11 protein-coding genes are annotated in these 11924 nt (G+C 72.1%); 4 read left to right on the forward strand and 7 right to left on the reverse strand.

Annotated elements, in window-relative coordinates:
• The first annotated feature begins 24 nt into the window (after positions 1 to 24).
• Positions 25 to 1242, forward strand: coding sequence for an FAD-dependent oxidoreductase (locus ACTOQ3_RS01565; protein ID WP_440081549.1), 1218 nt, complete (start codon positions 25 to 27; stop codon positions 1240 to 1242).
• A 28-nt stretch (positions 1243 to 1270) separates the two neighbouring features.
• Here the strand turns inward: ACTOQ3_RS01565 and ACTOQ3_RS01570 are convergent, their stop codons facing one another.
• From ACTOQ3_RS01570 to ACTOQ3_RS01580, 3 genes are all read right to left on the reverse strand, one after another.
• Positions 1271 to 2131, reverse strand: a complete 861-nt coding sequence (locus tag ACTOQ3_RS01570; RefSeq protein WP_440081550.1) for a hypothetical protein — start codon at positions 2129 to 2131, stop codon at positions 1271 to 1273.
• A 174-nt stretch (positions 2132 to 2305) separates the two neighbouring features.
• Positions 2306 to 3937 (reverse strand): pentapeptide repeat-containing protein, encoded by a 1632-nt coding sequence (locus ACTOQ3_RS01575; protein WP_440081551.1) that lies wholly within the window; start codon positions 3935 to 3937, stop codon positions 2306 to 2308.
• Positions 3938 to 4321: 384 nt separating this feature from the next.
• A complete protein-coding gene (locus ACTOQ3_RS01580) occupies positions 4322 to 4687 on the reverse strand; it encodes a VOC family protein (protein ID WP_440081553.1) in 366 nt (121 codons plus the stop codon).
• A gap of 322 nt (positions 4688 to 5009) precedes the next feature.
• On the opposite strand from ACTOQ3_RS01580, the gene ACTOQ3_RS01585 reads away from it, so the two are divergent.
• Complete coding sequence (locus ACTOQ3_RS01585; protein ID WP_440081555.1) at positions 5010 to 6011, forward strand: EamA family transporter; 1002 nt, start codon at positions 5010 to 5012, stop codon at positions 6009 to 6011.
• A gap of 49 nt (positions 6012 to 6060) precedes the next feature.
• Here ACTOQ3_RS01585 and ACTOQ3_RS01590 read toward each other — a convergent pair whose 3' ends face one another.
• Both ACTOQ3_RS01590 and ACTOQ3_RS01595 read right to left on the reverse strand, forming a co-directional pair.
• Entirely contained in the window at positions 6061 to 6852 is a 792-nt protein-coding gene (locus ACTOQ3_RS01590; protein WP_440081557.1) for a class II aldolase/adducin family protein, read from the reverse strand.
• A complete protein-coding gene (locus tag ACTOQ3_RS01595; RefSeq protein WP_440081558.1) occupies positions 6849 to 8000 on the reverse strand; it encodes a lactate 2-monooxygenase in 1152 nt (383 codons plus the stop codon). The genes ACTOQ3_RS01590 and ACTOQ3_RS01595 overlap by 4 nt, the downstream gene beginning before the upstream one ends.
• Positions 8001 to 8208: 208 nt before the next feature.
• On the opposite strand from ACTOQ3_RS01595, the gene secA2 reads away from it, so the two are divergent.
• The gene (gene secA2 / locus ACTOQ3_RS01600; RefSeq protein WP_440081760.1) at positions 8209 to 10410 is read left to right on the forward strand and encodes an accessory Sec system translocase SecA2; all 2202 of its coding nucleotides are present in this window, start codon (positions 8209 to 8211) and stop codon (positions 10408 to 10410) included.
• Between the two features lie 13 nt (positions 10411 to 10423).
• Here secA2 and ACTOQ3_RS01605 read toward each other — a convergent pair whose 3' ends face one another.
• Both ACTOQ3_RS01605 and ACTOQ3_RS01610 read right to left on the reverse strand, forming a co-directional pair.
• Complete coding sequence (locus ACTOQ3_RS01605; RefSeq protein WP_440081559.1) at positions 10424 to 10699, reverse strand: type II toxin-antitoxin system RelE family toxin; 276 nt, start codon at positions 10697 to 10699, stop codon at positions 10424 to 10426.
• Positions 10696 to 10974 carry a type II toxin-antitoxin system Phd/YefM family antitoxin gene (locus ACTOQ3_RS01610; protein ID WP_362837472.1) on the reverse strand — a complete coding sequence of 93 codons (279 nt, stop codon included), beginning with the start codon at positions 10972 to 10974 and terminating at the stop codon, positions 10696 to 10698. Before ACTOQ3_RS01610 ends, ACTOQ3_RS01605 begins: the two co-directional genes overlap by 4 nt.
• Before the next feature lie 146 nt (positions 10975 to 11120).
• On the opposite strand from ACTOQ3_RS01610, the gene ACTOQ3_RS01615 reads away from it, so the two are divergent.
• The gene (locus ACTOQ3_RS01615; RefSeq protein ID WP_440065630.1) at positions 11121 to 11924 is read left to right on the forward strand and encodes a helix-turn-helix domain-containing protein; all 804 of its coding nucleotides are present in this window, start codon (positions 11121 to 11123) and stop codon (positions 11922 to 11924) included.

The following is an 11924-nucleotide window of genomic DNA, read 5'->3' on the forward strand; positions in this document are numbered from 1 at the left end:
ACATCCGTAGTAAAGGAGAAGGTCATGGCACGTGCGGTGGTCATCGGAGCGGGCATCGGCGGGCTGACGGCGGCGGTGGCGCTCCAGCGGCGGGGCTGGGACGTGACGGTGTTCGAGAGGGCGGCGTCCCTGGAGCCGGTCGGCTCGGGGCTGGCCGTCGCCGCCAACGCGCTCAAGGCGCTCGACACGATCGGGGCCGGTGACGAGATCCGCAAGCTGTCGGCCGTCCAGGGCGCCGGCGGCATCCGGCGCTCCGACGGCAGGTGGCTGGTGAGGACCAGCGTGGAGGCCGCCTCGGCGCGCAACGGCGGCGACTCCGTGGTGCTGCTGCGCCGCGCGGACCTGGTCGACGTGCTCTCCTCCCACCTCGAACCCGGCACGGTCCGGCTGAACACCGAGGTCTCGGAGGTCGACCCGGAGAGCGGCCTGGTGACCCTCCCCGACGGGCCGGCGGAGGCGGACCTGGTGGTGGCGGCCGACGGCATCCACTCTCCCGTCAGGTCGGCGCTGTTCCCCGGCCATCCCGCCCCTCGCTACGCGGGCGTCACCAGCTGGCGGGTGCTCATCCCCGCCGAGGGCGTCCCGGGTCAGGCGTACGAGAGCTGGGGGCGGGGCAAGGTCTTCGGCGTCATGCCACTGGCCGGGGGCACCTCCTACTGCTACGCCACCGACACCGTCCCGGCGGGCGGCGGTGGCGGGGACCAGCTGGCCGAGCTGCGCCGGCTGTTCGGAGACTGGCACTCCCCGATCCCGGAGCTGCTCGCCGCGGCCTCGCCGGAGAAGGTCCTGAGGAACGACGTCCACCACCTCGCCGCCCCGCTGCCCGCCATGCACCGGGGCAGGGTCGCCCTGCTGGGCGACGCCGCGCACGCCATGACCCCCAACCTGGGTCAGGGCGCCTGCCAGGCGATCGAGGACGCGGTGGTGCTGGCCCACGTGGTCGGCGACGGCGGGAGGTTCACCGGCGGTACCGGCGCGGACGGCGGAAGCGGCGTATCACCGGCCGGAAGCGGCGGGCCGACCGGCGGGAACGACGTGCTGGCCGGCTACAGCGCCGCGCGGCTGGAGCGTACGTCCAGGATCGTGGCCCGGTCCGCGGCGGTCTGCCGCGCCACCCGGCTGCGCGACCCGCTGGCCGTACGGCTGCGCGACACGATGATGGCGCTCAGCTGGCGGCTCGCCCCGGCGAGCGTGAACGGCGCGATGGACGAGGTGTTCGGCTGGACACCGCCCTCCACCTGACCCCGCCTGGCCCCGCGCTGTTTCGCGACTACCGCGCGACGCCCGCCTTCTCGCGCACCGTGGCGGGAACCCCCTGGTCGGGGGAGAGCCGTCCCAGGGTGATCGTCCCCCAGACGAGCAGCGCGGCGGCGCCGAGGGCGGGGATCACGTTCAGCCAGCCGCTGGGCACCGCCTCGTCGAGCAGGAGCGCGCCCGCGAGGATCGAGGTGATCGGGTCGACGATCTGGACCGCGGCGTAGGAGATGCCGAAGTAACCCACCTCGTAGGTCTTCTGCAGCAGCACCACCGCGCAGACGAGCAGCACGGGAATCGCCACCGTGAACCAGTTGAGCAGCGTGCTCAGGTCGCCGTCGAAGGTGCCGCCCACCACCCGGACGAAGGTGGAGACGCTGGCCGTCACCGCCCCCGCGCCGACCGACAACGCGAGCGCGTGGGCCGAGCCGGTCATCTTCCGGGCCAGCAGATGGGTCACCAGCACGACCAGCCCGACGCAGCCGAGGAAGCCCAGCGCCTCCTGGTTCGTCATGTGGGGTTTCACGGGGTGCGCGGGGACGAGCAACAGCAGCCCGAGCAGCCCGACGGCCACCGCGATCGAACCGATGATCTCCGCCTTGTGCGGGCGCCTGCCGTGCAGCATCGCCGCCAGCGGCACCGCGAACACCAGGGTCGCCACGCTGATCGGCTGCACCGCGATCAGCGGCGCGAAGCTGAGGGCGACGGCGTGCAGGGACGCCCCGGTGAAACCGATGACGCCGCCGAGCCACCAGCGGGGCCGCTTCATCAGCTTCAGCGACGCGCCCTCGGAGACCGCCTCGAACTGCTGGAGCGCGGCTCCCAGGGCGTATCCCAGCGCGCCGACCAGGGCGATCGATATCCCGACCCAGGTCATCGCCACCTCACATAACGGACGGGGCATCCGGAAAGAAGCGATTCACGGGTCATCCCGCAAGCTTAAGGCGCACGGCGAACGGGTAGGGACCTTCTTCTGCCTGTACGAGACGCGGCGAGGCGTCGTCCGGCCGGTGCCGACGAGAGCGACGCCCCCCTCCGGCGGGAAACACCCTCACGAACCGGCACCTCTGGCATGACCGGCATCCCGGTCATCGGTCCGGATCCGGTCGGCACCCCGACCGCCGTCACCGGTCCGGGCGGCGGGCTCGCCGGGCCGGGAGTCCGCACGGTCCTCGGGGCCCTCGGGGTTCTCGAGGTCCTCGGTGCCCTCGGTGCCCTCAAGGACGAGATGCGGGGTGCCGGGGCCGTCATCGCCGGACCGGGAGTCGTCGGGGTTCCCACGGTTTCCCCGGTTCTCCCGGTTCTCGCGGACCTCCCGGACCAGATGCGCCGTGCCGGAGCCGTCATCGCGGGCGGTCTCCCGCCACCCGGCGGGCCAGGATCGCCGGCCGGCGGGAGCCTCCCGTACCGTCGCCTCCCAGAAGGCGGGCGCGGTCGTGAAGACGGCCTCGCCGAAGGACGTCCCTCCCGCGAAAGTGGCCTGACGGAAGACCGCCTCGTCCTCGAACACGGCGTCGCCGAAGAGCACGATCCCCTCGAAGGTGGTCCCGCGGAAGAGAGCCCGGTCCCTGAAGACGGCCCGGTTGAAGAACGCCTCCCGCTCGAACGTGACCCCCCTGAAATCCGCCCGGAGGGCGAACACCGCCTGCCGGAACGCGGCCTCGTCCTTGAACACCGCGCCCTCGAAGCCCGCCTTGTAGTTGGCCTCCCCCCAGGCCGCCCTGCCGCTGAAGACCGCTCCCCCGAACACCGCCACGCCCTCGAAGACGGCCCTGTCGAAGCGGGCGAACCCCTCGAACCTGGCTCCACCGAACCCGGCCCGGCGCATCCGGCAGTCGACGAACCCCAGCTTCACGAGCCACGCGCCCGTGAGGTCGACGTCGATGTCCGGCCAGAACGTGACGGGCCTGACCGGCTCGGACCTGCTCCAGCGCAGGTGGTTCCTGAGGATCACCTGGGCCGTGGCGCGCACCTGGAGTTCCTGCGGGTCGATGGTCTCCTCCCGGCCGGCGGGTTCCGCCTCCCCCGGCGCGGCCGGGGCGGGCGGCATCCGCAGATAGGCGCAGATCACGTCGACGACCGTCTGGCGGTGTTCGGGATTGTCCTGCGCGACGCGTTCCAGGGCGTACAGGCCGGCCAGGCGCACGGCGGCCTTGTCGTGCCCGAGCTGGTCGGCCGCCTTGGTGTAGAGCTCGGTCACGCGCCGCTCGCCGGCGTCGTACTCCTGGTAGGCCTGCGTACGCTCCCCGAGCCACTGGCGGCGCACGCCCAGGAGGAGCGCCACCAGCCCCACGGCCCCGGCACCCACGGTCAGGCCGGTCTTCACCGCGTCCAGGCGCATCTCGACGCGCTTGGAGGCGTCCGGCGCCGTGTCCGCGAGGAACAGCAGGACGGCCGTGGCGCCCCACATGGACACGACGATGAGCACGACGCCGGCGAGGACCCACCACCAGGACAGGACGCGCAGTGCCGCGCGGTCGTCCCGCCGGGGACGCGCCAGGGTCAGCCCGGCGCCCACCCCCGCGAGCACCGCGGCCACCAGGGCGAGCAGGCCGGGCAGGGGGACGTAGGCCGCCAGGTCCGGTGCCCCGGCCCGGCTCGCCACCAGCGCGACCGTCGCCACCGCCCCCGCCGCGACGAGTGAGATCACGCCGACCGTCCCGCGCCGGGGGTGCCGCCTCATCAATCCTCCTCGGGGTGGGGGCCTCCGCCTTCGGACGAGCCTCGGACGAGGGAGAACGGGCTCTCCGCCGCCTCCGGGGAGGAGAGAGTCCGGAAGGCAACTTCAGCGCATCCCTCCCGGATCGTCCAGTCATCCGGAGGAACGCGCCGCCCCGCCCCCCACGGCCCCGGACGGGGGCACCCTGCCCGGGACCCGCACGGCCGGTGATCACCCCGGGCCGGGGCGCGAACGGTGCCCGGGTCCGGGGCGTCCGCACGGCCGGCGATCTCCCCGTGCCCGGCGGAGCCCGGCCGGCCACCCGGCCCTAAGGTGTCCGCGCGGCCGGTGGTCACCGGCCGCTGGTCACTGGCCGCTGGTCACTGGCCGCTGGTCACTGGCCGCTGGTCACTGGCCGCTGGGCGGGCAGACGCAGAACAGGTGCCCTTCGGGGTCGGCGAGCACGACCCACTTTCCCTCGCCGGGCTGGAAGTCGGGCCGGGTGGCTCCGAGTTCCAGGTAGTCCCGGACGGCCCCTTCCAGGTCGGGCACGCGGACGTCCAGATGGAACTGCTTGTCGGGCCCCGGCCACGCGGCCGGCTTGCGGTCGAGGTTCTGCTGGAAGTAGACGCTCGTCGTGCCGTCGCCGATACCGGCGTAGGTGTCCTCCGCGTACTGGATCTCGTAACCGAGGACGGCCGCGTAGAACTCGGCCAGCCGCCTGGGCTCGGCGCAGTCGATGTTCACGGCGAGAAGCTGTGCTGTCGTGGTCATGGAACGATCGTCGCGCCCATACCTGTCAGCTGCTGTCACGTTTGCCGGAACAGTTCGCGGGGCCCGCCCGGGCACCGGGACCGGGACCGGCTCGGGCACCGGAGCGCGGGCCGGAACGGCTGGTGGCCGGGATAAGTGGTGGCCGCCGTGAGGAGAGCCTGGTTAGGGTGACTCCATGTTCCTGATCGTCTCCCCGCCGACCGCCCCCTAGCGGGCGGCCCTCTCTCCTGACGACCGGACCCGAGCGGTCCGGTGGGTGCTTGCCGTCCGCATACGTGCGACCTGACGACGACCACCTCATCTGGAGAGATCTCCATGACGCATGTCTCCGTACGGCGGGGCCTGCTGTACGTGTCCATCGCGGCGACCGCCTGGGGCACCGGCGGCGCCGCCGGCGCTGCTCCACCAGACGGGCGGGCTCGGCCCCGTCGCCGTCTCCTTCTGGCGGTTCGCCGCCGGAGCCGCCGTGCTCCTGCTGGCCAGGCTCCTGTTCGGCCTCGGCGGGCCCCGGCCCGCCGGACCACTCACCATCGCTCGGCGGACCCGTCCCACCGGATGGGACCCGGCCCCCGGCGGGCCCCGGCCCGCCGGACCGCTCGCCGTCCTCCGGCCGGCCCGCCTCGCCTGGCGGAGTCCGGTGCTCGGGCGGGTCCTGGTCACCGGCGTGGCGATGGCCGTCTACCAGACGGCCTACTTCGCGGCGATCGCCGAATCGGGCCTGGCCGTGGCCACCGTGGTCACGATAGGCGCCACCCCCGTCCTGGTGGCCGCGGGCGGGCGGCTGCTGCTGGGCGAGCGCCTGGGCGCCACCGGGCTGGGCGCGGTCACGATCGCCCTGACCGGCCTGGCCGTGCTGACGCTCGGCGACGGGTGGGCGGCCTTCTCGGCGGCCGGTATCGGGTGGGCCCTGCTGTCGGCGGCCGGGTACGCGGGTGTGACCCTGCTCAACCGGGCCTCCACCGGTGAGCCGTACGCCACCGCGACGGGCGGCTTCGTCGTCGGCGGGATCTGCCTGCTCCCCGTCGCGTGGGCCCAGGGGCTGCTGCCCTCCGGTGACCCGCTCGCCTCCTGGGCGGTCGTCGCCTATCTCGGTACGGTGCCGACGGCCCTGGCCTACGGGCTCTTCTTCACCGGCCTCGCCGCGGTACGCGCCACGACGGCCGCCGTGATCTCCCTGGTGGAGCCGGTCGGCGCGGCGATCCTGGGGATCCTGCTGCTCGGCGAACGGCTCACCCCGGCGACGGCGTGCGGGAGCGTCCTGCTGCTCGGCGCGGTCGCCCTGCTCGCCCTGAAGGAGAGAGGACAGGCGCCCGTCCCGGTGTGACCGGGGCGCGGGCCCCGTACGGGAAACCGTACGGGGCCCGCGCGGGGCGTCAGCCGAACAGGTCGGGTTCGGTGGCGACGATCTGGTCGTACAGGGGCTGGAAGTTGATCCAGCCGACCGTGTCGTTGCCGATCTGGCCGTGGGTGAGCTTGGCGTTCTCGTGGGTGATCTGGACGGTGGGCCCCGCGGCCTTGGCCAGGAGCTGGGCCTGGCACGAACGCTCCATCGTGATGAACCACCAGGCGGCGGCGTCCACGCTGTCGCCCACCGTCAGCAGCCCGTGGTTGCGCAGGATCACCGCCTTGTGGGAGCCGAGGGCCTGGGCGATGCGGCGGCCCTCCTCGGTCTCCAGGACGACGCCGGTGTAGTCGTCGAACAGGGCATGGTCCTCGTAGAAGGCGCAGGCGTCCTGGGTGAGCGGTTCCAGGAGCGTGCCGAGCGACGACAGCGCCTTGCCGTACACCGAGTGGCTGTGCGCGGCGGCGACCACGTCCGGCCTGGCCTGGTGGACCATCGAGTGGATCGCGAACGCGGCCTGGTTGACGTGGTGGCGGCCGTCGACCACCTGGCCCTCGTGGTTGACGAGGATCAGGTCGCCGACCTTGATGTGCTTGAACGACATGCCGAACGGGTTCACCCAGAAGTGGTCGGTGTGCTCGGGGTCGCGGACGGTGATGTGCCCGGCCACCCCCTCCTCGAAGCCGAACCCGCCGAACAGCCGCAGCGCCGCGACCAGGCGTTCCCGGCGGTGGCGGCGCTCCTCCTCCACGCTCTCGAACTTCTGCGGGAGCCGGAAGATGAGCTGGTCGCTGGGAACGGGCTGCAGGTCGGACAGGCTCACGGTGCCTCCAGGACGGAAGGGTCGAGATCGGCGGGGCGGCTGTGGCCCGCCAGGCCGAGGGTGAGATCGAGCTCGGCGAGCAGGCTGCGCACCACGTGGCGCACGCCCTCCTCACCGCCCGCGGCCAGGCCCCAGACGTACGGCCTGCCGAGGAGCACGGCCCGCGCGCCGAGGGCGAGGGCCTTGACGATGTCGGAGCCGGTGCGGACGCCCGAGTCGAACAGCACGGTCATCCGGTCGCCCACGGCCGCCGCGATCGCGGGGAGCGCGTCGAGCGAGGCCGTGGCGCCGTCGATCTGGCGGCCCCCGTGGTTGGAGACGACCACGCCGTCCATGCCCGCGTCCGCGGCGCGCAGGGCGTCGTCCACGTGCTGGACGCCCTTGAGGACGATCGGCCCGTCCCAGTTGTCGCGGAGCAGGGCCAGCTGGTCCCACGTGTGGGGGCGGCCGTTGAACATCGGCACCCACTGCATGATCGCCGCGTCGAGGTCCTCCTCGACCGGGCGGGCCAGCCTGGCGCGGAACACCGGGTCCGACAGCGGGATCGCCAGGCCGGTCCCGCGCAGGAACGGCAGGTAGGCGTGGTCGAGGTCGTGCGGGCGCCAGGCCAGGGTCCAGGTGTCGAGGGTGACGACCAGGGTGTCGTAGCCGTTCTTGGCGGCCCGGTCGAGCAGGCTGAGCGTGACCTCGTCGTCGTGCGGCCAGTAGAGCTGGTACCACCGGGGGCCGTCGGCCTCGGCCACCTCCTCCAGCGTGTGGGACGCGGCGGTGCTCAGCACCGTGGGAATGCCGAGCGAGGCGGCGGCCCTCGCGGTGGCCATCTCGCCGTCCGGGTGCACGATCGACTGCACCCCGATCGGGGCGAGGGCGAGCGGCGCGGGATAGGTCCTGCCGAACAGCTCGACGGCGAGGTCCCTGACCGGGACGTCGCGCAGCATCCTGGGCACGATCCTCCGGCGGTCGAACGCCTCGCGGTTGGCGCGCTCGGTCGCGCCGGTCCCCGCGGAACCGGCGACGTACCAGTACGGTCCCGGGTCGAGCCGCTCGCGCGCGACCCGCTCCAGCTCGGTGACGGACGTTGAGTACGCGGGCGGGGTCCCGACCAGGCCGTTGAGGTATATCTCGTACTGGTAATCGGAGAAGGCCATGTTCCAAGCTTTGTGGTGATCATCCTGGATGTCCACGGCTTGTTGGCTAAAATCGCCTCCGACTTATCCCGCTATGGCGTGACAAGTCACCGGTGCTCCGGAAATCTGGCGGGAGCACCCCGATCCTGAACGGCCGATCTTTGCACCACAATGTGCGGAGAGACGGAACGCGAGCCCGGGGACGGGCGTTGGAGGGAACGTGGCCTCGATTACCCAGCTCTTCAGGCGGTTCCTCGAACGCCCCGGCACCATCGACCTCTCGAAGTTCGAGAAGGTCGTCGCGGAGGCCGGGACCCGCGAGGAGCGGATCCGCGCGCTCGACGAGCTGCCCACGCCGTCGGCCGACGACCTTCCGGAGTTCTGCGCGATCATGCGCGAGGCCGCGCGCCGCGCGCTCGACCTGCGGCCGTACGACGTGCAGCTGGTCGGCATGCTGGCGATGCTGTCGGGAAACGTCGCGGAGATGGCCACCGGCGAGGGCAAGACCCTGTCCGGCGCGATGGCCGCCGCCGGATACGCCCTGCAGGGCAAGCGCGTCCACGTCATCTCGGTCAACGACTACCTGGCCCAGCGTGACGCCGAGTGGATGGGCCCGCTCTACGCCGCGCTCGGCGTCTCCTGCGGCTGGATCGGGCAGAACTCCACGCCCGGCGAGCGCCGGGCGGCCTACGCGGCGGACGTGACGTACGGCTCGGTCAGCGAGATCGGCTTCGACGTGCTGCGCGACCGGCTGAGCACCAGCGTGGACGACCTGATCGTGCCCGCGCCGGCCGTGGCGCTGATCGACGAGGCCGACTCCGTGCTGGTCGACGAGGCCCGGGTGCCGCTGGTGCTGGCCGGCGCCGCCGACCCCGGCGACGCGGTCCCGGAGATGGCGGCGCTGGTCAGGCAGCTGGTCAAGGGCTACCACTACGAGCTCGACGACCAGGCGCGCAACGTCCACCTGACGAGCAAGGGCATCGACACCGTCGAGCAGGCGCTCGGCCTCGACCTCTACGACACCCCGGCCACCCTGACGGACGTCAACCTCGCGCTGCACGCGCACGCCCTGCTCACCAAGGACGTCGACTACATCGTCCGCGACGGCAAGGTGCACCTGATCAACCCCTCCCGGGGCCGGGTGGCGCTGCTGCAGCGCTGGCCGGACGGGCTGCAGGCGGCGGTGGAGGCCAAGGAGGCGCTCTCGCCGTCGGAGACCGGCGAGATCCTCGACTCGATCACCGTCCAGGCGCTGATCACCCGTTACCCGGAGAAGTGCGGCATGACCGGCACCGCGGTGGCGGTCGGCGACCAGCTGCGGGAGTTCTACGACCTCAAGGTCGCCGTGATTCGGCCCAACCGGCCGAACGTGCGGATCGACGAGCCCGACCGCCTTTTCGAGTACCGCATGGAGAAGGACCTCGCGCTGGTCGAGGAGATCGTCGAGGTGCACGCCACCGGCCGGCCGATCCTGATCGGCACCCTGGACGTGGCCGAGTCCGAGCGCCTGGCGCTCACCCTGAGCGGGCGCGGGCTGGAGTGCGTGGTCCTCAACGCCAAGAACGACGCCGAGGAGGCGGCCATCATCTCCCGGGCCGGGGAGCGCGGCGCGCTCACGGTCTCCACCCAGATGGCCGGGCGCGGCACCGACATCCGCCTCGGCGAGGGCGTCGACGAGCTCGGCGGCCTGTACGTCATCGGCTCGGGCCGGCACACCAGCAGCCGCCTGGACGACCAGCTCCGCGGGCGCGCGGGCCGCCAGGGCGACCCCGGCGGCTCGGTCTTCCTCGTCAGCGGCGAGGACGAGCTGATCACCCACTACGTCGCCGACGAGTACGCCAAGGGCGTGCCCGAGCACTCCCTCGTGGGCCACGCCCAGCGGGTCGCCGAGGGCGTCAACATGGAGATCCACCGCAACACCTGGCGCTACACCCGGCTGCTGGAGCGCCAGCGCGGCCAGCTGCTGGAGCGCCGCGACCGGGTCCTGCGCGACAGGGTGGCCGGCGAGGCGCTGGCCGCGGCGGCCCCCGAGCGGTGGGCGGAGCTGGCGGAGAGCGTCGGCGAGGACGTGCTGCACGAGGCGGCCCGCCAGATCGTGCTGTTCCACCTCGACCGCGGCTGGGCCGACCACCTGGCGTACCTGGCGGAGCTGCGGGAGGGCATCCACCTGCGGGTCCTCGGCCGGCTCAACCCGATCGACGAGTTCCACAAGGACGCCGTCCCGGCCTACCAGCGCCTGCTGGCCGAGATCGAGTCACGCTCGGTCGAGACCTTCGAGACCGCCTCCGTCACCGAGGAGGGCCTCGACCTGGAGGGCGCGGGCCTCAAGCGCCCCACGGCCACCTGGACCTACCTCGTCCAGGACAACCCCTTCGGCACCGAGTGGGACCGCATCCTCAACCGCCTCGCCACCAAGGTCCGCCACCGCTGACCAGGATCGCCCCTCACCGCGACCGGTAGGCGTCCGATCGATGCTGGATGGTGATCACTTGGACCACGATCGTGTCGTCGTCGATCAGATAGAGCACCCGGTAGTCGCCCCGGCGCGCTGACCACTGCGGGGCGAGAGGCTCGTCGAGCGGCTTGCCCACCCGGTGAGGGTTGTCCAGGAGCGGGCCGGTGATGAACTCCCACACCGCCGGAACGACCTTCGCCGGCAGCCGCTCGGCGAGATCCTGCCTGGCACGGCGGGTGAGGCTGAGTTCATACCGCCTGCTCACAGACGACCGGTCCGGCGGAGCTCGGCCTCCACCTCCTCAAGGGAGGAGACGCGTCCCGACTCCAGGTCGGCGAGCCCTTCGCGAATGGCCGCCACCGTTTCCGTCGAAGCGAGAATCTCGATCATCTCGCGCATCGTCTCGTAGTCGTCGGCGGCCAGCAGCACAGCGGCGGGCAGGCCGTTACGAGTGATCTCGAATCGCTCATGGGTGGTGACCGCGGACTCGACGATGCCGGAGAGCCGGTTTCGCGCGTCCGCGAGAGGAAGAACAGTCATGTACATAATTCTAGCCAACATGGATCGCGGCGGCCAGCGATTCGGATTTCCTGGGAAACGCAAGCGCCACTTCAGCTCCGACATCATGGCGCGCGTTACGTGGGTGGTAATGGTTTCGCCAAACGTCACCGATTATCGTGGCGTAGGTGACCACCACCAGCGCGTCCCGGCCGGTAGGCGAGCTTCTGCGCCAGTGGCGGGAACGACGGCGGATGAGCCAGATGGACCTCGCGATCCAGGCCGACATCTCCACCCGGCACCTGAGCTTCGTGGAGACGGGGCGGTCCAAACCGAGCAGGGACATGATCCTGCACCTCGCGGAGGAGCTGGAGCTCCCGCTGCGCGAGCGCAACCACCTGCTGCTGTCCGGCGGGTTCGCGCCGCTCTACGCGGAGACGCCGCTCAGTTCACCGCACATGGCGTCGGTACGGGAGGCGCTGGGGCAGGTGCTGAGCGGGCACGAACCGTACCCGGCGGTCGTCGTCGACCAGCGCTGGAACCTCGTCGACCGCAACGCCGCGACCGGGTTGCTGCTGCGCGGGGTCGCGCCGGAGCTGCTGGTCCCCCCGGTCAACGTGCTGCGGCTGAGCCTGCACCCCAAGGGCATGGCGCAACGGATCATCAACCTGGGCGAGTGGCGGGCCCACCTACTGCACCGGCTCCGCCGCCAGATGAGCCTCACCGCCGACCCCGAGCTGGCGGCGCTCTGGCAGGAGCTCGACGACTACCCCTGCGACCAGCCCGAGCCGGAGATAGACCGGCCGGGGCCCGGCGACATCGTGATCCCCCTGCGGCTCCGCCGCGGCTACCGGGAGCTGGCCTTCTTCAGCACCATGGCCACCTTCGGCACCCCGCTGGACATCACCGTCGCCGAGCTGGCCATCGAGGCGTACTTCCCGGCGAACCCCGAGACCGCCGCCTACCTGCAGCACCAGCACCACCCCGACTGA

The organism is Streptosporangium sp. LJ11, from assembly GCF_051918945.1.
Taxonomy (GTDB): domain Bacteria; phylum Actinomycetota; class Actinomycetes; order Streptosporangiales; family Streptosporangiaceae; genus Streptosporangium.